The sequence below is a fragment of the Crocinitomix algicola genome (assembly GCF_001661595.2).
Lineage (GTDB): Bacteria > Bacteroidota > Bacteroidia > Flavobacteriales_D > Crocinitomicaceae > Crocinitomix > Crocinitomix algicola.
The window spans coordinates 89,385-113,534 of record NZ_LYPF02000007.1; the positions used below are offsets into that span (position 1 = coordinate 89,385).

The window sequence follows — 24,150 nt, forward strand, 5'->3', positions numbered from 1 at the left end:
CAAACAAAGTTCGGTAAGATTTTTGATTATTTAAAGTATCTTTATAATATTATCTCAACTATGAGGCTTTTGATTGGCATATTCATTTTTATAACCTGCGCTAATTTGTTTGGGCAAGGCTTTAATATGCATTACTCAAATTCATTTGCTGATTGTTTTGGAGCCGTTGAGGTTACCGATTATGATTCTCCTTCTTATGTGCAATTTCCGGGTAATTTTGGTCAACGAGACGATTTTATTGAAATCGATCCAGACTTTCATGAAGTGAATTCAGTTTGGTTAAGACTTGAACCAAATGTGAATGGAACATTTGAATTTGAGATTTCTACTGAAAATAATGTTGATTTTAGTTATTTTTTGTTTAAAGCTCCGGATAATATGTTTTGCGAAAAGTTAGAGGCCGATCGTGTAAATGCTATGGTTTATCAATCTACTTCATATAGAAATAAAGGAGCAAAAGATGAAGGCGGTCCAGAGTTTTCACATTCAATAGAGGCAAAATCGGATGATATTTATTATCTGATGATTCATACCAACTCTACTTACAAAGGGAAAATTACAGTGAAGTATAACCGGATAGGTGAAATAGCAGCAGAAAAATCAGTTTTACAGGATTTTCGAGATGAAAAGGGATCAAAATACATTCGTATTCGCATTCGAGATAAGGCTACAGGACAACCAGTGGAAGCAAATATGATTATTTCTGGTGTAGGAAAAGACAATTATTTATTCCTTGGAACTGATTTTTATTTTGACGCAAGTACTCACCGAACAATGCATATTGAAACCAATACACAAGGTTACTTTTTATTTGTAAAAGATTTTAAGAATATGGGGCCAGCGAATAATATGGAAATATTAATCGAGTTGGAAAGATTAGCGCCAGGGAAAAGTCTTGCCATGGAAAATATTAAATTTAGACAAGATTCTGATCAGTTTGTTCAAATTTCATATCCAGCCTTAAAACGTTTGTTGGATTTTATGGCTGTTAATTTAGAGGTTAGAATTCAAATTCTAGGTCATGTTAATGCTCCAGGTTATCGGAACAATATGAAGATTAAAAAACTATCCGAAGATCGTGCAGAAGCCGTTAAATCATATTTGGTTAAGGGTGGTATTGATGAGTCTAGAATAGAAATACTGGGATTAGGCAATACACAAATGTTGTATGAAGAGCCACTAGATGAAGCGCAAGAAGAGGCGAATCGAAGAGTAGAAATAAAGATTTTAGAATAAAAATGGCAAGAATACTTTGTATTGAAACGGCGACGAAAGTTTGTTCTGTTTGTTTAGCTGAAGATGGAGTGTCAATTGGGAGTCGATGGTTTGAGTCAGAAAAATATTCACATGCGGAAAAGTTAAACTTGTTAATCCAAGAGCTCTTCCAAGAATTGGATTTAGCGTTATCGGATATTGATGCTGTGGCAGTGAGTGAAGGACCGGGTTCATATACCGGACTGAGAATTGGTACATCTACAGCAAAAGGGATTTGTTATGCGTTGGACAAACCGCTTATTGCAATTAATTCATTAAAATCGTTAGCGGCATTGTCTCAAATAGAAAGTGGTTTGGTTTGTCCATTGTTTGATGCCAGAAGAATGGAAGTTTATGCCGCAGTATTTTCTTCTAATCTCGATCTTCTAATGGAAACTCAACCCGTTATTGTGGATGAATCTTCTTTTAAGTCTTTCCTGGCTAAAGAAAAAGTTTTATTTATCGGTCCAGGAGCTGAAAAATGTTCCGATATTATTCAACATCAAAATGCCTTATTTAACATTGATTTAAAGGTTAGGGCAGAAGGTATGACTGGTTTAGCTCACGAAGCTTTTCAAAAAAAAACGTTTGTTAACTTAGCTTATTTTGAACCTTTTTATTTAAAAGATTTTATAGCAGGAACACCTAAAAAAATTTTTTAACGACTATTTGATCACAGATAAACGAACGATTTCATTTTTTGAGCCTGTCTCGATTCGAATGAAATATATCCCCGATTCATAGTAGCCAAAATTAAATACAATTTCCGCTTTGGCTTTAGCGATGACTTGTGGGTGAATTATACGGCCAAGTTCATCCAATACCGTAATTTTCGAAATGTCAAGATTTTCACCGTGTAAAGTAACTATGTTATCAGTAGGGTTTGGATAAAGATAAGTATCTGAACCGAATACAAATACACTTTCAACATTAGAGTAGGAGAAAGCCCCATTAAAATCGACCTGTTTTAGTCGATAATAATTGAAATTTTCTTCAGGATAGAGGTGAGTATATTCATAGTTTATAACTGATACGCTGTTGCCTGCGCCATCTACGTTATCAAAAGCAGTCCAATCAACACCGTTTACTGAATGTTCCAATGTGAAATAGTCATTATTTCGTTCCGATTTTGTTGTCCAACTAAGTTGTACCTGCGAATTGCTTGTTAGGCTTGCTTCAAATTCTATTAATTCAATGGGTAATGGTCCTGTAAGAATATCAAGAATTCCGGTATTGTCAGGGCCTACGCCATTGGCGGCTTGAGAATTACACGGACTAGAATTATTGTTGCATCCACCATCACCTGTAAGTGTTTCAACTGTAACGTTAGCGGTTGGCTCAATTGTAGAGAAATATATGACGCCTTGACCACCACCACCTCCGCCGCCATGTGTTCCAGAATTACCAACTGAGCCACCATCGCCACCATTCGAAGAAATGGTAAGCGGGCAATCAGAATCTATATTCCACGTGTCCACTTCAAAAACGATTGTTCCACCAGCGCCACCGCCTCCGCCACCATCGTTACCAGGAGCAATTAAAATAGAGGCCCCGTCCGCAGAAATATTAACTCCAGCACAAGAAATTGTTCGAATTTCTTCGGCTTTTACTAACACAATTCCACCTCCATCGGCACCCTCTGTTGCGTAATTATTATTTCCTTCTCCAGCACCTCCACCGCCACCCATAAAAATGCGGTCAACTGAAGCTTCTCCTGATAAAGATAATCCTCCAAGTCCACCAGCACTAGGACTGCAATTATTCCAACCTGGACCACCTAAACCACCAGCAGAATAGTTGCCCCCGCCACCTCCACCTGCATTGTGGCTGTTTCCACCACCTCCACCATTCAATATACGACCTCTTCCAGCTACTTGATTTGCAGTAGTATTTCTATAAATTCCTTCTCCCTTATTAGCATGATTATCTTGTTCAATTACTCGGTAGGCTCCTGTTGGAGTGCAACCTGTGGAACCTCCTAAATTTGTGGCTCCTCCTCTAAAACCTGCGTTATCAGCTGTTAGGTCATGTTCAAGTGTCAGAATTCCTGGTACATAAATAGCTAAAACACCACCGATATTTCCATCCCAAGGCAAAGCTTCCATATCCGAAGTTGTTGTATAGTCAGGACTACCAAATTCTCTTAATGTAACAATTTGTACGCTTGAGTTTGTTCCGGTGTTAAATGTATTTGTTGTAGCATTTTTAATCGTAATACTGGTAGGTACTCCGGCGGTTTCGGTATGCGAGTCTATTTGTCTAATTTCATATAGTCCGGCAGACTCAATATCTCCCAAACTACCGAAAGACGCATTATTATCTATTCCATCTATTACATTATCTTGAATTTGAATAATTACAATCCATTCTTCGTCTTCAAAAGTGTCGGCCGATTCGTCTACAAAATCTATTGAATAAACTAGTCCAGTAATGTTAGTGACACGTGCATAGCCGTTTACAATTTGAGCATAAATTGTAAACTTGGCCATTAGTCCAAATAGAAGTAGGGCGAAATTTTTCATTATTTTGTTCAATTGTTCGATGCTGAACGAATTTAAACAAATGAATAATGTAAATGTTTAACTAATTCATGTAGTTATTAACGATTCGCCCGTCATATCTTCTGGTTGATCAACTCCCATGAGGGATAGAATAGTAGGAGCTACGTCTTTTAAAGCACCATTTTTAACAGCCTTAACTTTGTCGTTTAAAACGATGATCGGAACTGGATTTTTAGAATGCGCTGTGTTTGGAGTACCGTCCTCATTTATCGCATAATCCGAGTTTCCGTGATCAGCGATTATGACAAAAGTATAGCCTAGCGTCGTACCAACTTTTATTAAATCGTCCACACATTGATCAACAGTTTCAGCTGCTTTAACTATGGCGTCATAGACACCGGTATGTCCTACCATATCGGTGTTTGCAAAATTCAAACAGATGAAATCAGGTTGGTTTTCTTGCATTTCAGAGATAATTGCAGCCTTAATTTCTAATGCACTCATTTCGGGTTGTAAATCATATGTTGCAACCGAAGGGCTTGGGATCATAATTCTTTTCTCGCCAGAAAATTCTTTTTCTCTTCCTCCTGAAAAAAAGAAACTAACATGAGGATATTTTTCAGTTTCGGCTATTCTAATTTGACTTTTACCGGCATTAGATAGAACTTCTCCCAATGTGTTTTTTAAATTGTCTTTTTCGAAAATAACATCAATTCCTCTGAAAGATTTATCATAATTGGTCATTGTTAAATATTTCAAGTCAATTATTTCCATTTGTTGATCCGGAAAATTTTTCTGCGTTAACGCGGTTGTGATTTCTCTGCAACGATCCGTTCTAAAATTAAAACAAATTACAACATCACCTTTTTTGACTTTATGGTCGGTTATTCGTTTTGGAGTAATAAATTCATCCGTAATATTGTTTTGATAGGATGAATCAATAGCATCAGCTACAGAATCAAATTTTTCTCCAGTCCCGTGCACCAAACAATTGTATGCTTCTTTAATTCTTTCCCAACGATTGTCTCGATCCATAGCGTAATATCGACCAATGATGGATGCGATTTTTGCCTTCGAATTTTCTAAGTAGTATTCTAGGTTTGCTAAGTGCTTTTTACCAGTAGTTGGATTGCAGTCTCTTCCGTCAGTAAAAGCGTGAATAAAAACGTTCTCAAGTTTGTGCTGATCTGCCATATCGCATAAGGCATATAAATGCTCTATTGAAGAATGGACGCCACCATCAGAAACAAGTCCAATGAAGTGGACTGATTTATTGTTGGATTTTGCATAATTAAAAGCGTTAAGAATGGTTTGATTATTCTGGAATTCTCCTTCTCTTATTGCTTTATTAATTCTAGTAAGCTCTTGGTAAACTATTCGACCGGCCCCAATATTTAAATGTCCCACTTCTGAATTTCCCATTTGGCCTTCAGGCAGACCAACTACCTCGCCGTGTGTAATTAATTCTGCGTTAGGTGCAGTTTTTTCTAATCGATCTATATTTGGAGTGTTTGCATTGAAAATTGCATCCGACTTGGAATGATCGCCATGGCCCCATCCATCTAATATAAGTAGTGCTACTTTTTGATTCATTTTCTTAATTGTATTTTTACTTTTAGCCCATTAGGCGAGTTGTCTTCTAAAGTGATTATACCATTGTGTTGATACACTAAATATCTTGTTATGTAAAGCCCTAATCCAGTCCCTTTAGATTTTCGTGTCATTTCGTTTTCATCTCGATAGAATTTCCGAAATACGATTGGTTTAATTTCTTTTTTAATGCCAATTCCTTCATCAAGTACTTCAATAATAATATGCTCTGGATTATTAATGAGGTTAACGGTAATTTCCGTGTCTTGTGGACTATATTTAGTTGCGTTTTCAATTAAATTGGCCAGTATACTCTGAAAGGCTATTTTGTCGATTTTATAGTTAACATCTGCTAACTGAAGTGTTATTTTATGGTTTTTGAGAAATGTGTTCTGAAAGTTTGGGATGAGCTGTTCGATAAAGATTTTAAGGTTGACTTCCTTTTTTTCAAGGTAATAGTTCTTGTTTTCAATACTTCTTGTTAAAAGCAAGTTATTGACTAGACCATTTAATCGATTGATTTCTTGAAGGGATTGCTCGTACATTTTATCTGTTTGCGTTTGACTGAGCTTTCTTTTCATTAAAGTTTGCAGCGCAAGTTTCACAGATGAAATGGGTGTTTTTAATTCGTGGGTAATTGAAAGGATAAAATTTTCTTGTTGTTTGATTAATTTTCGTTCGTATCGAAATGCCCTTAGAATGGTCAAAATTCCGAAGACCATGATTAGGAAAAATACGATTCCTTCACCCAATAGCATCCACACCTTATTCGATAAGGTTTCAGGGTTGCTATACATTTGATTGTATAACCTAAAAATCAAATACAACCACCAACAAAACTGAACCGTCACGTAACCGACCAGTACGTAGATTAAGAAAATTGGATTTTTAAACCGCTTTTTAAGCATAATACAAATGTGCGGATTTTTTACCAAAAAAAACACCACCACAAGATTCTTGCGGTGGTGTTTAAGGTGATTTATATCAATTTATTAATGAATTATAAGTTTTTTGGTGATTGATTCTGTACCATTTTTAAGTTGCACGAAGTACGTGCCTTTTGCAAATTGTGAAACATTGATGTTTACGGTACTCGACTGTGCAGTAGACTGATAAACTTTTTCTCCTAAAATGGTGTGTATTTGAATAATTGTTCCACTTGAAATTCCCGAAATATTGAAATTGTCGGCTGTTGGATTAGGGTACATTTTAATTTGTGCTTTAGTTTCAGCAGCAATACTGACATCATCCGTCGTTACAGTTACCAAAATTGAGTCTGTATTACATGGTCCAAATACATAAAACCAAGCTTCAAATGTTCCAATTTCACTATAAGTATAGGTCGGATCTTCTAGTGAAGACGAGTTTCCATCTCCAAAGTCCCAAAATACGGAATCGGCTAAAAATGGTTCGCCGTCAAAATACACTGTTGAACCACTGTGGGTGAAAGATGCATTTGCAGATGCTGAGTCTAATACTTCGATAGTTTGACTTAGTTCAACCACGCAATAACTCGGAGCGTATTCAAACCTACGAATTGTGTCAGTCATAGAAATCGTGTAGGTTCCACTTTCGCTATAGGTATGACAAAGTTCGGTTAAGTCCTCATTTTGAAGTCCATCACCCCAGTACCAACGAATTTTACTCTCAGGTTCATCAGCATGGCGATTGTAATGAGGATCAGAAAATATTTCAAATTGATTATATTCGACACAAGCTGCACTCACCACCAGTGGACAGATAGAGTCGGAATTTAGAATGAAATCGTTACTCATTTTATACTTTACTCTAGGATTAATCAAATAATCAATGTCATATCCTGGACCAAAAGTTGCTAATGTATTGTACCAGCCGGTGTAACTTGGTGCAGCGGGATTATCATAATAAGCAAAGGAAACACCTTCAGCTTCTCCATCTCCAGATGGGTCATTCGTTATAATTTTCAACGAATCATCTAGCGAGGTATATAAAGCGACAATGTAGTCTTCTTCAACAAGAACTGGTGAGTCAAAATAACTATTAACTTCAATTTCTGGTAAATCAGCCGTAAATGCATCATGTTTTACCCAAACAGTGTCGCGAGCGAGTTCTGCTCCAGCTGAATCAATATCTTGGTCGTAATCATAAAGTAAGGTGACCACCATTAAAGAATCCTCGTCTGGATTTGTATGGAAAGCGTAGAATTGTACACCGCTTACTTCTATTGGTTGATAGGCATGAAATCGTTGCCCTCGACCTGCATAGGGGTCAAAGTCGGATACACTTCCCGTTCTCAAACCTTCAAAATAAAGATCTGTTGTTTTTTCCAGTCCAATATAATTATTGAAATATGCTCCACATGAATCTTCCGCAGCACGCGTTTCTATACTGCTCCAGTCTGGGCTCGTATTTAACTCATGACTCACAGGTTGAGTTAAAAAGTCAGATTGACTAAATGCTGATGTTGCAGCTAGTAATCCTAATAAAAGGTATGTTTTTCTCATATTTTTTTGAATAGTACACAGGTATATACGCAAAAATTAGGCCAACGGTTTATTTTATGATGGTTACATTTCCATCTAAATAAAATTCCTCACCTAAGACGTTTTCTCCAGAGATTCGATACACAAACGTTTGGGGTGCTAATAATTCATTTTTAAACGTTCCGTCCCAGCCTTCTTTCTGATCATCAGATCTATAGACTCGTTTACCCCATCGATCATAAATTTCAAAATTAAAATTAGTTAAAGCTGGGCCATAAACAAAGAGTTTATCATTGGAGCCATCATTGTTTGGTGAGAAGATGTTCGGAACAAAAATTTCCATAATTCCATTTAAGTCGACAAAAACCGTATCCGAGTTTAAGCAGTTATTATCGTCTCTAACCGTTACAATATACAAAGTTGCGGATTCCGGAATCGCGGTGATTTCAGAGCAATCCTCCGTAATACAGTTAACTTCCGGTGACCATTCATAAAAAGTACTTCCTTCGCTATACGCCCATAAGTTAACTTCACCACCTAGACCAATAACTGTGTCGTTGCTTACTTCAATATGAGGTGGATTATAAACTGTTATGGTAAATACATCTTCACTTGAGCCACAAGCAGGATTTGTAGCCGTTACTGTATAAGTACTGGTTGTTTCCGGTTTAAACCAAACACTTGGACCAGACTGACCATCACTCCATGTGATTTCATAACCATTATGATCAGCATTGATTTGAATTGAATCGCCTCTACAAAGGGTAAAATTTTCGAGAACGTCGATATAAGGTGCGGCTTGAACCAAAATGGTAACTTCAGTCGGGTCGCTTTGACATCCGCCTAATACTTCATATACAAGAATTGTGGACTCACCTGGTGTAAGAGCTGGGATGTACGTTGTTCCAGTTGCCAATAGGGTACCTCCTTCAGAGTACCATTCGATTGTTCCTTCAGAAGCAATTGTGGCTGTTAACTCGCTGGCAGGGTCGCCTTCGCAATACTCCGTAATTCCATCGACTACAGGCGGTTCAGGAGTGGGACTTACACTAATTTCAATTTCAGTTGCTTCACTTTCACACCCATCGGCCGTTTCAGTAATATATAGAGTTGTACCAGGTACGGCCAAGATTGGAGTATAAGTTGACCCTATTGAAAGGATGTCTCCCGTGGGTGGCGCATCATCATACCATGTTATCGTTCCGTCTAAGGAGGGTATTCCAATCAATTCTTCGGCAACGTCACTTTCGCAGTACTCTGTTTCACCAGTGTATGTTGGAGCAGGTGGCACGGGGTTTATTGTGATGGTCACCGCATCCCCTTCACCCTGACAGCCTAAAATATCTTCAGTTTCAGCAGCATAATAGGTTGTCGTTCCAACCCCAGGAAATGGTGTAAAAGTAAGTCCTGTGCCGATTGCAGGAGGAATAAGACCAGGGTTATCATACCAATTTACTTCACCTCCGTCCGTACTAACGACTTCTAAATCTTCAATAGACTCTCCTTCGCAATATGTTGCACTGGATTCAATGTCTACATTAAAAGGAACGATAACAGAGATACTACCAGTCCCGGTAAATGTGCCTTCACAACCATCACCCGAAACAAATGATATTGAATAACCTCCGTCCTCATCAACCAATACTAAATACGGACTTGACATGATGTCTGTTATTAATGGCAAAGTACCACTCGGTCCTGTAATTTCTACGGTATATGGTGCAGGTCCTGTAAATTCAATGATTAACTCTCCTTCATCCCCAGCGCAAATTGTTTCATCCCCAGATATGGTAGCAGTTACGGGAGGGTGAACGTCAATCTCAATAGAGTCTATAATTGTACATCCTGTTTCAGGGTCAGTTATCTCAACATGAAACCAAGTGGCATCAGTAATTGTTGCAGTTGGATTAGGATCTGTATCATCTGAAAGTAGTAACGGATTGTCCCATTGGTATACATAGGATGGCGGGTCAATTCCACAATCGACAGTATGTGTTTCAGTAAGCCCATCTTCCCATTCTCCTGAGCCACCATCAACAGCTATTAGTTCAGTTAGATCGGCATCCAAAAAAATATATTCACATTCAAAAGGACTGTCTTCGCCATGGATAATGAGCTCTAACTCCGTTCCCTGATCAAAGCATAGATCGATAGTGTCACTGGTTGGTGTTCCTGGGGAATATGAAGTTGGTGTATATGTTCCAAAAGTAACGCCGTCAGCAATTATTTCAATTTCGTTTGCAATACCGCTACCCCAATAATCGCCCCATGCGTCATTTAACACAAGTTTGAAACAACATTCTGTAGCTTCAAAAGGAAGTCCTTGCGCATGTAGAATGGTGCTTTCCCCTATACAAACAACATCGTCATCAGCAATCACTTCAGTGTCAAATCCAACTGGTACTGGAATGGTAATTGAGTTTTCACATCCTTCATCGTCTGTTATTGTCAATACTACCTCATATTCACCAGATTCATCAAATGTAAATGAAGGGTTTTCAATGGCTGAGCTACCTATACCACCGAAGTCCCAGCTCCAATCTGTTATCGAATTGAAGGCAAAAGAATTATCAGAAAATGAAATTTCTTCGCCTGGACAATTAGTTGGTGTATAAGAGAAATCTGGTTCTAAAGCTAGGCAAACTGTTTGAATATTTGACAAAACGCCGGTGCTACCAGTCCATCCCCATAATACGTTTGGATTTCCGCCAAATTGCTCGTCAATCATGTCTCCAATATATGTCAATGAGGTTATTCCATCTACAATAATTTCAATGGTTTGATTCGCTCCTGGCGTCCAATTAATTTCAATTAAATGATCTTCGCAATCTTCCATCTCAGGGAATCCTGGTTTAATTTCATGAGGTGTTGGTGTTTCTCCGCTATTTAGACCAGTAGGTGTACCCAAAAGATTGTTGGGATTGTCCGCTTCGTGAAAGGTATCACCATTATCCTGAAGAGAAATATGATCACTTGCAATGTCTAAATTTTCCACTTCTCCCGCGGCATCATTGTTTCTTGTGTCAAATTCAACACTTAGGACGTTGCCTGCAATGTCTTCATAACCAATACCTGCACCATCGTTTCCAGTATTCCAACCTGCGTTCTGTAACACAAATGCCATTCCTTCACCACCTGTTGATTCGCAACCAAAATTGACGGTGAATTTAAAGTTAAAGGCCGTATTCAAGTTGATTGCTGCGTCCTTATGGAATGAACCGTTCTCATTGACTTCATCAGCAGTGATTTCAAAACAATTACAAGAAATGGCAGTCGCATCACCGGTTGTTGTGTACTGCGCATGCAGTTTCGAGAGTCCGAAAATGAATAATAATAGAAGACCGTTTTTATAATGCATAGCGAAATTTGTACGAACGAAATATGTCGTTTTTTCTAGTATTTATACGAGATAAAGTTAAAGAAAGTTGTCTTTTATCCCTAACATTGTAAGGTAAAGTTAATCGTTATGAAAATATTACATAATAATAGATGTTCAAAAAGTAGAACAGGTTTAAAAATTTTAGAGGAAAGCGGACTGGATTATGAGGTTGTTCATTATTTGGAAACTCCCTTGAATGCAGATGAAATCAGAGATTTATTAATAAAGCTAGGTGTGTCTGCAGAATCAATAATTCGAAAAGGAGAAAAAGATTTTAAGGAAAACTTTAAAGGTAAGACAATGTCAGAGGAAGATTGGATTAATGCAATGGTTGAGTTTCCTAAGTTAATTGAGCGTCCAATTGTTGTAAAAGGTGATAAAGCGGTTATCGGACGTCCACCTGAAAATATTTTAAATTTACTTCAATAATAAAAAAAGGGAGCCTACTTGGTTCCCTTTTTTTGTAAAATTTATTTTCAAATGACGTAAGAATTATTCTTCGTCTTCAGTTAATCTTTTTGGTCTTAACATTTCAACAGCACCAATTGTAAGCCACATAGGAACAGCGACTCCTAAAACAAATGCCAATAGCCAAAATGCCATCAAACCAACTAAAAGAAATAAAGCAAATCCTAATGCGTACATGATTTTAAGTATTATTTTTGTGTCAAAATTGTGCGGTAAAGTTAATATTAATTCTTAGAAAAAGAAATAAAAATGAGCTATAGAATAGAAAAAGATACAATTGGAGAGGTGAAAGTACCATCTGATAAATACTGGGGGGCTCAAACAGAGCGTTCTAGAAATAATTTCAAAATTGGTCCGGCTGGTTCGATGCCTCTAGAAGTGGTTTACGGTTTTGCCTACTTGAAAAAGGCGGCAGCATTTGCGAATTGTGAATTAGGAGTTTTGCCTGCGGAAAAAAGAGATTTAATTGGACAGGTTTGTGATGAAATTTTAGCAGGAAAATTGGATGATCAATTCCCTTTAGTTATATGGCAAACCGGATCTGGTACACAATCGAATATGAATGTTAATGAGGTAATAGCTCATCGCGCTCATGAATTAGCGGGAAATACGATTGGAGAAGGAGAGAAAACTCTACTGCCGAATGATGATGTTAATAAATCACAGTCCTCTAATGATACTTTTCCAACGGGAATGCATATCGCCTCCTATAAAATGATTGTAGAAAAAACAATTCCTGGAGTGGAAGCACTTTTGGAAACACTTGAGGCTAAATCGAAAGAATTTTCCGATGTTGTGAAGATCGGAAGGACGCATTTAATGGATGCAACTCCTTTAACCCTAGGACAGGAGTTTTCAGGATATGCCTCGCAATTAAAACATGGTCTAAAAGCACTAAAAAATACGTTAGCTCATCTTGCTGAGTTAGCTTTAGGAGGTACTGCAGTCGGTACAGGACTCAATACACCTAAGGGTTATGACGTGTTGGTAGCAGAATATATTGCAGAGTTTACAGGACTTCCTTTTGTAACAGCTGAAAATAAATTTGAAGCCTTGGCAGCCCATGATGCAATCGTTGAATCGCATGGTGCTTTAAAACAGTTAGCTGTTTCGCTCAATAAAATTGCTAATGATATTCGATTAATGGCTTCAGGTCCTCGCTCAGGTATCGGCGAAATTATTATTCCTGCAAATGAACCAGGATCTTCAATTATGCCAGGAAAAGTAAATCCTACGCAAGCAGAAGCGATTACAATGGTGTGTGCGCAAGTTATGGGTAATGATGTGGCTGTATCTGTTGGAGGAGCTCAAGGACATTATGAATTGAATGTGTTTAAGCCGATGATGGCGTATAATCTATTACAATCAGCTGAGTTAATTGGTGATGCATGCCTTTCTTTTAATGAAAATTGTGCAAAAGGAATTGAACCTAACGAAGGTCGTATAAAAGAACTGCTCAATAACTCATTAATGCTGGTAACGGCGTTAAATACGAAAATTGGGTATTACAAAGCAGCGGAAATTGCTAATACAGCTCATGAGAATGGAACAACATTGCGAGAAGAGGCTGTTCGATTAGGTTATGTGCCCGAAGAAAAATATGATGAATGGGTTGATCCAAAGAAAATGATCGGTTCATTAGACTAATTAGTAATTTTAAATGTGAGCGTCCTGGCGTACAGCTAGGGCGCTTTTTTAATCAATAAATTATGGATAAACGAACAGAGTTGGAGCAACTAGGCGAATTTGGATTAATTGATCGTTTGACAGAAAAGTTCACTATAGAACAAAGCTCTACAGTAAAAGGTATAGGTGACGATGCAGCTGTGTTAAATGGAGGTGAAAAGTTAAAGGTTGTGTCAACTGATATGTTGGTTGAAGGTGTCCACTTTGACCTCTCTTATGTTCCTTTAAAGCATTTAGGGTATAAAGCGGTGATCGTTAATTTATCTGATATCTATGCGATGAATGCAGAAGCAACGCAAATTACTGTTTCAATTGCCGTTTCGAATAGATTTTCACTTGAGGCTTTAGAAGAAGTTTACGAAGGAATTCGTACTGCTTGTGATTTATATAAGGTTGATTTAATAGGTGGAGATACGACTTCTTCGTTGAGCGGATTGGTGATTTCGGTTACGGCAATTGGAGAAGTTGATAAGGATAAAATTGTATACCGATCAGGGGCACAAGAAAATGATTTGATGGTGGTGACAGGAAATTTGGGTGGAGCCTATATGGGGCTTCAGGTACTGGAACGTGAAAAGATGATTTTTAAAGAAAATCCTGATATTCAGCCGGATTTGGCGGGTGTAGATTATATATTGGAACGTCAGTTAAAGCCCGAAGCGCGCAAAGACGTAATACATTATTTAAATGATTTGGGCGTAGTACCTACCGCTATGATTGATATATCCGATGGTTTAGTTTCAGAGGCCATGCACCTCTGTTCAAATAGTAATTTAGGATGTAATATTTATGATGAAAAACTACCAATCGATCATGAAACTTATCGGGTTGCACGTGATTTCGATTTAGATGCAAGCACTTGTGCTTTGAATGGTGGAGAGGATTACGAATTACTTTTTTCTATCAGCCAAACCGACTATGAAAAAATAAAAGGAAGTGAGCATTTGACAGTTATTGGACATTTTACTGAAAAGAATAGTGGAATGAATGTAGTTCAGCGTGATGGCTCTCTTGTGCCTATGAAAGCACAAGGTTGGAATCATTTTTCGGAAGAATAAAATTCAGTAGTGAAGATAAAAAAAGGGAGGCTAATTAGCTTCCCTTTTTTTTTAATCTATTTTTTGGTCAGGATGTACAAGTTTCCTTGTCCTTCCAATTTGGTTCCGTCATCGGATATTGCTGTGTAGTTGTAAAAGTACGTACCATCTTTACATGGGCTACCACTTTTGTCAGTGCCATCCCATCCATTTCCTATGTCATTAATTTCACCAACCACAACGCCCCAACGATTTACAATTACGCAATTAAATTCAGAGATTGAGGCTGACGAAAATTGGAAAGTGAAAATATCATTGATCCCATCGCCATCAGGGCTAAAAACATTGACAGGTGTGATTTTAATTGGTTCAAAAATTTCAATAGTCTTACAAGTTGTATCAGCACAGCCATTTTTGTTTTGAGCAATTAGACAAACATCAACTAAATAAGATTCACCCCTTGCTTCGTAAGTAGTGTCAAAAGTTTCGAAGTAGTCATACGAGAAAAACCAATCATTAAAAGGAGAGTCTAAATTCCATTGGAATGTTGTGTCAGCTAATGGGTTTTTCGGATTAGCAAAGTATAACGATGTGTTGGTGAAAGTTACGTCCACTGGAGCTGTTCCTTTTAGATCATTATTCAGTTGATCAGAATTAATCGTAAAATCTGCGATAGGGTTTAACGAGTCGACCTTTACAGTGTCTGTTAAAATACAGCCGTTGCCATCTTCGATTACAACTACGTAATCTCCTGGGTTTCTTCCTCCCCATGTTCCTTGTTCAACAGTTGTTCCATCTTCAAGGTAAGTCCATTTTGGAGTGGTATAATCAGGTGTTCCTCCTGTAGCAGCTGCAAACACCTCTCCGTTTCCGCTTTGGTAACCATAAACACGGCAATAAGCAGGGAAATGGCCTATTTCGGAGAACTTAAGTTCGGGTGGTGATTGGATCGTAAAATCAAATGTTTTCGAACATCCATTTTCATCATTAATGGTTAACGTATAATCACCATCACCTAAATGATTAGTGAAATAAGCTCCAATTCCATTAAATCCACTTGGGTTAGGAGCCCAATAATAACCAATTTGATCATACGCACCTGTATAATTGAATACTGTGTCGACTTCTACATACCCCGTTTCGATACCGTAACAAAGCGGTTGGTTAACGGTGAATTCAATGTCTAACTCGTCAGGTTGACCAAGCGTGAATGATTCGGAAATCGTACATCCGTTTTTATCTGTTACGGTAATAAAGTACGTTCCTGCTTTTAACGTATTAATCGTGTTTGAATTTTCAACGTTTAATTGTACGCCGTCCGCGTCTGTCATTACATAGGTTTCTCCGCCATTACCGCCTTCTGTATTCACAGTAATCGAACCGTCTGAAAACCCAAAACATGTTGGTTCATTGTGGATTAATTCCATGGTTAGTTCCTCAGGTTCGAATATTTCAAAAGAATGGGACCAAGCACAGCCTTCTTGATCAATCACCGTAACTGTCCAGGTTCCACCATTTAAGTTGTCAATTTCACTATCGCCATCTACAGGGACATCTGTATCTGTGTCATAAACACCTCCAATATTTGTCCAAATAACATCGTATGGAGGTTCAATTCCTCCATTAATATCAAAGATATAAGCTCCTCCATCCATGTCACCAAAACAAGTTACGTCTCTCAGGCTGTCAACCTCCCAAGTGGCAAGAACAGCGTTTTCTCCTAGTCCAACAGGAACTATAGTGTCCATCGTACAACCGTCTTCGTCTGTAATTACTAAAATATAGTCAATTCCTCCAGCAAGGTCATCAAAAACACCACTCGGAACCGGTCCTTCGTAGCCAACAAGTTCGTAGCTCCAAGTCGGGTCATCAGGAGCAACGATAATTGATCCAAGTGTAGGATCGGCAATACCGGGACAATCAACGGCGTCAATAACTGTTATTCCTTCCAAATCAACTTCACCAAATTCAATTTTTACAGAATCCTTAACTGTAAAACAGCCGTCATATACCGAAAGATAATACCAGCCTTCGGCTATAGCCTCTGTGGTGATGTCTTCTGTCTCATCTCCAGTAGGATCCCATTCAAAAGTTAATTCGTCCTCATCATACGGGTCATGCACTGTAGCGTCAATAAAAATCTCTTCTTCAGGGCAAATCACAAATAAGTCTTGGTTGAAGGTGAGATACATATCTGATGCTGGATCGAGTGTGACCTCTATTTCACCAGTGGCTGTCTCGCCGCATACATCTGTAACCTCAACTGTATAAATTGTGGTGCCAATAATATCACCAGGTACCCATTCTTCTATTTCAGTTCCACCTGAACTCCATTCTATTTCCAATTCAGGTACACCATCCGTTTCAAAAGTAAGCATGAGTGAATCTTCCGCACACTCAATAAAAATATCATCAGTAAATACAGAAATGTCGTATGGGTCTATAATTTCTATCGTGGCTTCGGTTAAAATTGTATCACCACACTCATTAATGATTTCTACGGTAATTGTAACGGTTTCAGGTCCCTCAATTACTCCATCATCTTCGGGTACTATCCAAACGGTTACTGTATCTTCGCCTTCCGGGAAAAAAACAAAATCATCCAATTCACCATAATCAACTCCATTAGTCGCTGTTCCTCCTATCTCAAAATCAACAGTTAGATCTACTGTATCCGACCCTACAGGACGAATGAAAGTAACAAGTGCAGAGTCACATCCCTCAATTAATGCATCTTCACCTAAAACGGAAGCAATTTCAACCTCTACACCATTAGAGGAGAAAGAACTAGCTTCAAGAAAAACACCAGAATCATAGGACATATCTCCAGCATCACCTATCGCCATTTTGATATGATACGTTTCTCCACATTCAACTGATGCTCGTGCATACATAACAACGGTGTGCGCATCGTATTGAATTTCTGTTCCTCCAGTATTATCAACTAAAAATTCACAATTAACACATGGGCCAGTATTAGAAGAGCCGTTATTTAAGTTGTTCATTGATACAGGAAGGGCTGTTCCAGGAATAATAGCAATGTTCTCAGCTCCATCCTCATATGGTCCAGCAAAACCTGGTCCGGAAATGAAAAAACCAAATACATCGTTAAAGGAAGAAGTTGAAAACTCATGGTATTCCTCGGAAGCAAAAACATATTTAAACACGACGGAGTCACCAGAGGGTACAAAGTCAAATTCAAGAACTGCTTCATTGTTAATAGTCGTGGTTCCAATAGCGTCGAGATCCGCATCATTTGGGTCTACGGCAACTCCTTCGTTATCAGTAGCAGACCCTGAATCGTTCGGTCCTTCTGCGAGTCTTACATTTCCTGTTGCTAAAATTACTCCTGATGGTATTGGGAAATCCATTCCGCTAGCATCAAAAAAACCAGCTTGCGCTTGTACAACACCAGCTAGGGGTATGGAGTGGTTAAATTCAACATTTGATATTTCTACTCCAGCACCTACTAGGACATCACTTACAAGTTCTTCCGGTGTTTGGGTATTTGTAACTGTGATTTGACTATATCCTATTCCTCCTATCAAGAAAAAAGAAAGAATGAACATTGAGCGTATTGCGTTATCCATGATTTTAAGGCATTAATTTCAAATAATAGACTTTGTGATTGACTTTTTCGTTGCATAAAGTTGTAGAAATTTTTATTAATTCCTAATCTTTACAGTCGGAAAGTATTGGTAAATTTGTAACGCTAACAAACAAAAACACTATGTATAAACAATATATTGAGGAAAATAAGGATCGGTTTTTAAATGAGCTTATAGACTTGTTAAAGATTCCGTCAATCAGCGCAGATTCTAGTTATGATGATGATGTCAAGAAAACTGCTGAGTTTTTGAAGACAAAATTCGAAGAATTAAATATGGATCGCGTCGAAATTATTCCTACAGATGGACATCCTGTTGTTTATGCTGAGAAGATTATTGATGACAAGCTACCTACTGTTTTAGTGTACGGTCATTATGATGTTCAGCCTGCAGATCCTCTGGAATTGTGGGATTCTGGGCCGTTTGAGCCAGTGATCAAAAAAACAGACATACATCCAGAAGGAGCCATTTTTGCACGTGGAGCTTGCGATGATAAAGGACAGATGTATATGCACATTAAGGCATTTGAAGCTATGATTAAAACTAATAGCTTAAATTGTAATGCTAAATTCATAATTGAAGGTGAAGAAGAGGTCGGTTCAGCCAACTTAGAGACTTTTATATCAACGTATAAAGAGATGCTAAAGGCAGATGTTATTCTTGTATCCGATACAGGTATGTTGGCAAAAGATGTTCCTTCAATAACAACAGGTTTAAGAGGATTGAGTTATGTAGAGGTTGAAGTAGTTGGTCCTAACAGAGATTTGCATTCAGGTTTGTATGGAGGTGCAGTCGCTAATCCAATAAATATTTTAGCTGATATGATAGCTTCTTTGCAGGATGAAAATAAACATATTACTATCCCTGGTTTTTACGATGATGTAATAGAAAGTACGGATGAAGAACGTGCTGAAATGGCAAAAGCACCATTTTCTGAGGAAAGTTATTGTGAAGCGATTGACATCAAGTCAACAGATGGAGAGAAAGGGTTTTCGACAATGGAAAGAGCTACAATTCGTCCTACATTGGATGTGAATGGAATTTGGGGTGGTTATATCGGTGAAGGTGCAAAAACTGTTCTGCCTTCTAAGGCTAATGCTAAAATTTCGATGCGTTTAGTTCCTAATCAGGATCCGAATAAAATTACAGACTTATTTAAGCAGCATTTTGAAGCAATTGCGCCGGATAGTGTTCGGGTGACAGTTACACCTCACCACGGTGGTGAACCTGCATTAACACCAATTGATTCATTAGAATATAAGGCCGCAAGTCTAGCGGTTGAAGAAAGTTTTGGGAAGAAACCAATTCCAGTTAGAAGCGGTGGATCAATTCCTATAATATCAATGTTTGAAAAAGTGCTGGGTTTAAAAACAATTTTACTTGGTTTTGGTTTGGATTCAGATGCAATTCATTCACCTAACGAACATTACGGGTTGTTTAATTATTTTAAAGGAATTGAAACGATACCACTTTTTTACAAGCATTATGCTCAAATAAAGAAATAATGAAAAAGATATTCTTCTTGTTTTTACTTGCGTTTAATTTAAATGCGAATGCAGGTTTTTTTTACCGTGATCTTGAGTTCATTGGGATGGAAAATTTTACGGTTGAAAAAAAAGGGGATAGAATTTATGTTGGTTTCGATTATGTGATCAATAACCCAAATTGGTATGGTGTGGTGATTAAGCCATCACACCTTAATTTAACCATTGCTGGCGTAGATTGCGGTTCGGTTAAAATAGCTGAAAAGATTAAGATTAAACGAAAACGAGAAGGAAATTATCCCTTTGTTTTAATTGGGGATGCCTCTCGTTTTGTGAAAAGTGGTTTTTCTTCAATTTGGTCCTTAATGACGGGGCAAGGTGTTGATTTTACGCTAAAAGGAAAAATTAATGCTGGCGTTGCGGTTTACAAAAGAAAATGGCCGCTTGATTATACGTATAAGATGTCTTTCGAAGAGTTCTTGTCTTTTTTCTAGTTTTGGTGTTAATATCTTTCGAACGACCCTATTTTTTTCAATCTTTAAATCCTTAATTTTAGAAATATGTTCCCATTGTGGCAAAATCAAAATAATTCTGCCACGAAATTAATTTTGAGAAATGAAAAAGAGAATTGCAATAGTTTACGGAGGGTATTCATCTGAGTATCAAATATCTGAAAAGAGTGCTCGAATGATTTATGAACATGTGAATCGTAAAATGTATGAGCCTCTATTGGTTGAGATTTCTAAGAAAAGCTGGCACGTTAACCTGAAAGGAGGCGGTGTAGCACCGATTGATAAAAACACTTTTTCATATATTGTAGATGATCAAATTCTTGGTTTTGATATCGCTTTTATAACCATACATGGAACGCCAGGCGAAGATGGAAAACTGCAGTCTTATTTTGATATGATTGGTTTGAAATATATTAATTCAGACTCATTTGGCTCTGCCTTAACCTTTAATAAATGGGCATGCAATAGCTTCTTGAGAGCCTTTGGAATAGCGACGGCGAAAGCAATTTTAATTCGGGAAGGAAATAATCCTAATACTATTGAAATAGCGGATGAAATTGGTTTTCCTTGTTTTGTTAAACCAAATGGAGCGGGCTCAAGTTTTGGAATTTCCAAAGTGAATACACTAATGGAAATGCCAGCTGCGATAGCAAAAGCTTTCGAAGAAGATAAAGAAGTGGTTATTGAGTCGTTTGTTAAAGGGCGTGAGATTACATGTGGGATTTATAAGAACAAAGCTGAAATTATACCGTTACCACCAACTGAAATTATTAGTAATAATGAATACTTTGATTTTGGAGCTAAATACAACGGTGAGTCACAGGAAATCACACCGGCAAATATTGACGCAGCTTTAATGACAGAAGTTCAAAATACGACAAAAGCAATCTTCAGACGGTTGGGACTAAAAGGAATCGCACGTATCGATTTTATAGTTTCCGAAGATAATATTCCTTTTTTAATTGAAGTGAATACAACACCGGGAATGTCCGAACAGAGTATAGTCCCCCAACAAGTTAGGGCAATGGGCAAAACCTTGGAGCAAGTTTTTGATGAGGTGATTGAAGCTGCAATTAGCGAGTCAAATTAAGATTTAGAGACTTTATTCGGGAATCAACTGTTTTCATAAATGCCGATTTTACTTCAAAATTAATACCTAACTTTAAGGCTCTTAAATTAGATTTTAATAAAGAAAATAAGCATGAAATCATATCAAAATTATGTTTTAGGAGAATGGGTGAGTGGTGAAGGTGTTGAAACGGAATTGTTTAACGCTATTTCAGGTGAGCAGATTGGAACCTGTTCTTCTGTTGGATTGAATTATGAGGAGATGATGCATTACGCCAAGGAAAAAGGCGGAAAAGCACTCCGAAAAATGACTTTTCAACAACGGGGGTTGATGTTAAAAGAATTGGCTTTATTCCTACTTAAAAATAAAAGAAAATACTATGAATTGAGTGCGGCAACCGGAGCAACAAGGGTAGATTCTTGGATAGATATTGAAGGGGGTATTGGGAATTTGTTTGCAAATGCTTCGTTAAGACGACAATTTCCTGATTTGCCTTATCATATAGATGGCGACGCAGTGCCACTTTCTAAAGGTGGCTCTTTTATTGGGCATCATATTATGGTTCCTAAAGATGGTGTTGCTATTCATATTAATGCTTTTAACTTCCCAATTTGGGGAATGCTAGAGAAAATTGCTGTGAATTTTTTGGCGGGTGTACCGGCAATCGTTAAGCCGTCTGAGTACACCTGTTACTTAACAGAATTGATGGTACGTGATATTATCGCGTCAAAAATACTTCCCGAAGGGGCTTTACAGCTTGTAGTAGGGTTAGGTCGTGGAATTATTGATTTTGTTGATAGTTCGGATGTCGTTACATTCACAGGGTCTGCTGCGACGGGTAAAATATTAAAATCTCTACCGCATATCGTTGAACGCTCGGTATCTTTTAATTTGGAAGCCGATTCATTAAACGCTGCAATTTTAGGTAAAGATGCCATTCCAGGAACGGCAGAGTTTGATATCTTTATAAAAGAGGTGCAAAAGGAGATTACGGTAAAAGCTGGACAGAAATGTACCTCTGTAAGACGAATAATCGTTCCGGAAGAACTTATCGATGACGTGCAAAACGCACTTTCAAAACGACTGGCTAAAACCACAATTGGGGATCCTTCAGATAGGAGTGTAAGAATGGGGTCTCTAGCTACAAAATTGCAGGTTGAACGTGTAAGAGCCAATGTTGAATTATTGCAAAAGGAACAAGATATTGTTATTGGTGACCTGGATAATTTTAACGTTATCGGTGCCGATAAAGAGGCAGGTGCATTTTTCTCACCGATAGTATTTAGAAATGATGATCCTCACAATAAACAAGGTGTTCATAATATTGAGTGCTTTGGTCCTGTGTCAACAATTATGCCTTATAAAGACTTAGATGATGCAATCGAAATCGCGAAGCTTGGTAAAGGGTCGTTGGTGTCTTCAATTGTTACAGCTGACGACAAAATAGCTACTGACTATGTGGTAAATGCAGCAACAATGCACGGAAGAATTCTAGTGTTGAATGAAAGATGTGCAAAAGAAAGTACGGGACATGGTTCTCCAATGCCAATGCTAACCCATGGTGGTCCAGGGCGTGCTGGTGGAGGTGAAGAAATGGGAGGTAAACGAGGGGTCTTACATTATATGCAAAGAACTGCTGTTCAAGGGCATCCACAAACCATTACGGCAATAACTAAACAGTTCCAAGTTGGAGCGGATCAACCTGAAGCAAATCCACACGTTTTTAGACAATATTTTGAAGATTTAAATATAGGAGATACTGTATTTACACATAAGCACACGGTAACGGAGTCTGATATTACGAATTTTGCAAATGTAAGTGGAGATAATTTTTATGCACATGTAGATGATACTTCTTTAGAAGGTACCATTTTTGAAAAGAGAGTCGCACACGGGTATTTTATTCTCTCAAAAGCGGCGGGTTTATTTGTTGAACCTCGCAAAGGACCTGTTTTGTTAAATTATGGGATAGATGAATGCAGATTTACTAAACCCGTCTATATTGGCACAACGATTGGCGTTCGTTTTACTGTGAAAGATAAAACGGATCAGGAAAAAAGAAATGACTCGGATATTGCTAAAGGTATCGTTAGGTTTTTAGTAGATATATATGATGAAACTGGTGAAACTGTTGGAATAGCGACCATATTAACAATGGTTAAAAAACGAAATCAAGAATAATAGAAAATAAGTATTATGAGTGCAATTAATCAAGGACACGTTAAGTCAGAAATTAATGATAAAGGAATCGCAACGATAGAGTTTGGACATCCGTTGAGTAATTCCTTGCCTGGTAAAATATTAAATTTATTGGCAAAAACGATTACGGAAATGGCCGCTAAGAACGATGTAAAAGTTATCGTTTTAAAGTCGTCTGGAGATCGTGCTTTTTGTGCTGGTGCTAGTTTTGATGAGTTGATTTCAATTAAGGATCTTGAAACCGGTAAACAGTTTTTTTCTGGATTTGCAAATGTTATTAATGCTTGTCGTAAATCATCAAAATTAATTATAGGTCGTGTGCAAGGAAAAGCTGTAGGAGGTGGAGTTGGACTTGCCTCTGCTGTTGACTATTGTTTAGCAACTAAGCATGCGGCAGTTAAATTATCTGAGTTGGCAATTGGTATTGGTCCTTTTGTAGTTGGACCTGCTGTTGAACGTAAGATCGGAATGTCTGCAATGTCGCAATTAACTATAAATGCAACCGAATGGAAATCTGCTGAGTGGGCGAGAGAAAAAGGGTTGTATGCGGATGTTTATGATTCAGTAGAGGAATTAGATGATGCTGTAAACATACTTGCGAATAAATTGGCAGAATCGAACCCTGAATCAATGAAATTGTTGAAGGGAATTTTCTGGGAAGGAACTGAAAAATGGGATAATCTTTTGAAAGTAAGGGCTGCAATGAGCGGTGAACTGGTTTTATCCGATTTTACAGTGAATGCCATTAATGCATTCAAAAAAAAGTAAAAAAATAAACTTTTAATATAGTAGCCATCCAATAATTATGGGTGGCTATTTTTTTGTTTCATTTTGAGAAAAAATTCCCTAATTGGGACAACTATTTCTTTTTTAATTTTTGCTTAACTCCCAAGAAATAAGC

Annotated in this window: 17 protein-coding genes; 10 read left to right on the forward strand and 7 right to left on the reverse strand. The window is 37.8% G+C overall.

The window, feature by feature from the left end; translation table 11 throughout:
* The first annotated feature begins 60 nt into the window (after nt 1-60).
* Both A8143_RS04675 and tsaB read left to right on the forward strand, forming a co-directional pair.
* Nucleotides 61-1,236, forward strand: a complete 1,176-nt coding sequence (locus A8143_RS04675; protein WP_083261221.1) for an OmpA family protein — start codon at nt 61-63, stop codon at nt 1,234-1,236.
* Nucleotides 1,237-1,238: 2 nt separating this feature from the next.
* Nucleotides 1,239-1,916: a tRNA (adenosine(37)-N6)-threonylcarbamoyltransferase complex dimerization subunit type 1 TsaB gene (gene tsaB, locus A8143_RS04680; protein ID WP_070137583.1), complete on the forward strand. Its 678-nt coding sequence runs from the start codon at nt 1,239-1,241 to the stop codon at nt 1,914-1,916.
* A 3-nt stretch (nt 1,917-1,919) separates the two neighbouring features.
* Here tsaB and A8143_RS04685 read toward each other — a convergent pair whose 3' ends face one another.
* From A8143_RS04685 to A8143_RS04705, 5 genes are all read right to left on the reverse strand, one after another.
* Nucleotides 1,920-3,776, reverse strand: coding sequence for a T9SS type A sorting domain-containing protein (locus tag A8143_RS04685; RefSeq protein ID WP_096348981.1), 1,857 nt, complete (start codon nt 3,774-3,776; stop codon nt 1,920-1,922).
* 66 nt (nt 3,777-3,842) lie between these two features.
* A complete protein-coding gene (gene gpmI, locus A8143_RS04690; RefSeq protein ID WP_070137587.1) occupies nt 3,843-5,348 on the reverse strand; it encodes a 2,3-bisphosphoglycerate-independent phosphoglycerate mutase in 1,506 nt (501 codons plus the stop codon).
* The gene (locus tag A8143_RS04695; protein ID WP_070137589.1) at nt 5,345-6,253 is read right to left on the reverse strand and encodes a sensor histidine kinase; all 909 of its coding nucleotides are present in this window, start codon (nt 6,251-6,253) and stop codon (nt 5,345-5,347) included. Before A8143_RS04695 ends, gpmI begins: the two co-directional genes overlap by 4 nt.
* A gap of 84 nt (nt 6,254-6,337) precedes the next feature.
* Nucleotides 6,338-7,828, reverse strand: a complete 1,491-nt coding sequence (locus A8143_RS04700) for a T9SS type A sorting domain-containing protein (RefSeq protein ID WP_070137591.1) — start codon at nt 7,826-7,828, stop codon at nt 6,338-6,340.
* Nucleotides 7,829-7,877: 49 nt separating this feature from the next.
* Nucleotides 7,878-11,165: a lectin-like domain-containing protein gene (locus A8143_RS04705; RefSeq protein WP_070137594.1), complete on the reverse strand. Its 3,288-nt coding sequence runs from the start codon at nt 11,163-11,165 to the stop codon at nt 7,878-7,880.
* A 108-nt stretch (nt 11,166-11,273) separates the two neighbouring features.
* Between A8143_RS04705 and arsC the strand changes: the two genes are divergently transcribed.
* The gene (arsC, locus tag A8143_RS04710; protein ID WP_070137596.1) at nt 11,274-11,615 is read left to right on the forward strand and encodes an arsenate reductase (glutaredoxin); all 342 of its coding nucleotides are present in this window, start codon (nt 11,274-11,276) and stop codon (nt 11,613-11,615) included.
* A gap of 63 nt (nt 11,616-11,678) precedes the next feature.
* Here the strand turns inward: arsC and A8143_RS17005 are convergent, their stop codons facing one another.
* A complete protein-coding gene (locus A8143_RS17005; RefSeq protein WP_096348982.1) occupies nt 11,679-11,831 on the reverse strand; it encodes a hypothetical protein in 153 nt (50 codons plus the stop codon).
* Between the two features lie 72 nt (nt 11,832-11,903).
* On the opposite strand from A8143_RS17005, the gene fumC reads away from it, so the two are divergent.
* Together fumC and thiL are read left to right on the forward strand one after the other, a co-directional pair.
* Entirely contained in the window at nt 11,904-13,301 is a 1,398-nt protein-coding gene (gene fumC, locus A8143_RS04715; protein WP_070137598.1) for a class II fumarate hydratase, read from the forward strand.
* Nucleotides 13,302-13,363: 62 nt separating this feature from the next.
* The gene (thiL, locus tag A8143_RS04720; protein WP_070137600.1) at nt 13,364-14,398 is read left to right on the forward strand and encodes a thiamine-phosphate kinase; all 1,035 of its coding nucleotides are present in this window, start codon (nt 13,364-13,366) and stop codon (nt 14,396-14,398) included.
* Nucleotides 14,399-14,454: 56 nt separating this feature from the next.
* Here the strand turns inward: thiL and A8143_RS04725 are convergent, their stop codons facing one another.
* The gene (locus A8143_RS04725; protein WP_070137602.1) at nt 14,455-17,967 is read right to left on the reverse strand and encodes a choice-of-anchor L domain-containing protein; all 3,513 of its coding nucleotides are present in this window, start codon (nt 17,965-17,967) and stop codon (nt 14,455-14,457) included.
* A gap of 140 nt (nt 17,968-18,107) precedes the next feature.
* On the opposite strand from A8143_RS04725, the gene A8143_RS04730 reads away from it, so the two are divergent.
* From A8143_RS04730 to A8143_RS04750, 5 genes are all read left to right on the forward strand, one after another.
* Nucleotides 18,108-19,490 (forward strand): dipeptidase, encoded by a 1,383-nt coding sequence (locus A8143_RS04730; protein WP_070137604.1) that lies wholly within the window; start codon nt 18,108-18,110, stop codon nt 19,488-19,490.
* Entirely contained in the window at nt 19,490-19,963 is a 474-nt protein-coding gene (locus A8143_RS04735; RefSeq protein ID WP_070137606.1) for a hypothetical protein, read from the forward strand. Before A8143_RS04730 ends, A8143_RS04735 begins: the two co-directional genes overlap by 1 nt.
* Nucleotides 19,964-20,084: 121 nt before the next feature.
* Entirely contained in the window at nt 20,085-21,071 is a 987-nt protein-coding gene (locus tag A8143_RS04740) for a D-alanine--D-alanine ligase (protein ID WP_070137608.1), read from the forward strand.
* A gap of 111 nt (nt 21,072-21,182) precedes the next feature.
* Nucleotides 21,183-23,231, forward strand: a complete 2,049-nt coding sequence (paaZ, locus tag A8143_RS04745; RefSeq protein ID WP_070137609.1) for a phenylacetic acid degradation bifunctional protein PaaZ — start codon at nt 21,183-21,185, stop codon at nt 23,229-23,231.
* A 15-nt stretch (nt 23,232-23,246) separates the two neighbouring features.
* Nucleotides 23,247-24,017, forward strand: coding sequence for an enoyl-CoA hydratase/isomerase family protein (locus tag A8143_RS04750; RefSeq protein ID WP_070137611.1), 771 nt, complete (start codon nt 23,247-23,249; stop codon nt 24,015-24,017).
* The last annotated feature ends 133 nt before the right edge of the window (nt 24,018-24,150 follow it).

Bases quoted from the DNA above. Each gene is read 5' to 3' on its own strand.
- A8143_RS04675 (WP_083261221.1), top strand. From the start codon at position 61: ATGAGGCTTTTGATTGGCATATTCATTTTTATAACCTGCGCTAATTTG.
- tsaB (WP_070137583.1), top strand. From the start codon at position 1,239: ATGGCAAGAATACTTTGTATTGAAACGGCGACGAAAGTTTGTTCTGTT.
- A8143_RS04685 (WP_096348981.1), bottom strand. From the start codon at position 3,776: ATGAAAAATTTCGCCCTACTTCTATTTGGACTAATGGCCAAGTTTACA.
- gpmI (WP_070137587.1), bottom strand. From the start codon at position 5,348: ATGAATCAAAAAGTAGCACTACTTATATTAGATGGATGGGGCCATGGC.
- A8143_RS04695 (WP_070137589.1), bottom strand. From the start codon at position 6,253: ATGCTTAAAAAGCGGTTTAAAAATCCAATTTTCTTAATCTACGTACTG.
- A8143_RS04700 (WP_070137591.1), bottom strand. From the start codon at position 7,828: ATGAGAAAAACATACCTTTTATTAGGATTACTAGCTGCAACATCAGCA.
- A8143_RS04705 (WP_070137594.1), bottom strand. From the start codon at position 11,165: ATGCATTATAAAAACGGTCTTCTATTATTATTCATTTTCGGACTCTCG.
- arsC (WP_070137596.1), top strand. From the start codon at position 11,274: ATGAAAATATTACATAATAATAGATGTTCAAAAAGTAGAACAGGTTTA.
- A8143_RS17005 (WP_096348982.1), bottom strand. From the start codon at position 11,831: ATGTACGCATTAGGATTTGCTTTATTTCTTTTAGTTGGTTTGATGGCA.
- fumC (WP_070137598.1), top strand. From the start codon at position 11,904: ATGAGCTATAGAATAGAAAAAGATACAATTGGAGAGGTGAAAGTACCA.
- thiL (WP_070137600.1), top strand. From the start codon at position 13,364: ATGGATAAACGAACAGAGTTGGAGCAACTAGGCGAATTTGGATTAATT.
- A8143_RS04725 (WP_070137602.1), bottom strand. From the start codon at position 17,967: ATGGATAACGCAATACGCTCAATGTTCATTCTTTCTTTTTTCTTGATA.
- A8143_RS04730 (WP_070137604.1), top strand. From the start codon at position 18,108: ATGTATAAACAATATATTGAGGAAAATAAGGATCGGTTTTTAAATGAG.
- A8143_RS04735 (WP_070137606.1), top strand. From the start codon at position 19,490: ATGAAAAAGATATTCTTCTTGTTTTTACTTGCGTTTAATTTAAATGCG.
- A8143_RS04740 (WP_070137608.1), top strand. From the start codon at position 20,085: ATGAAAAAGAGAATTGCAATAGTTTACGGAGGGTATTCATCTGAGTAT.
- paaZ (WP_070137609.1), top strand. From the start codon at position 21,183: ATGAAATCATATCAAAATTATGTTTTAGGAGAATGGGTGAGTGGTGAA.
- A8143_RS04750 (WP_070137611.1), top strand. From the start codon at position 23,247: ATGAGTGCAATTAATCAAGGACACGTTAAGTCAGAAATTAATGATAAA.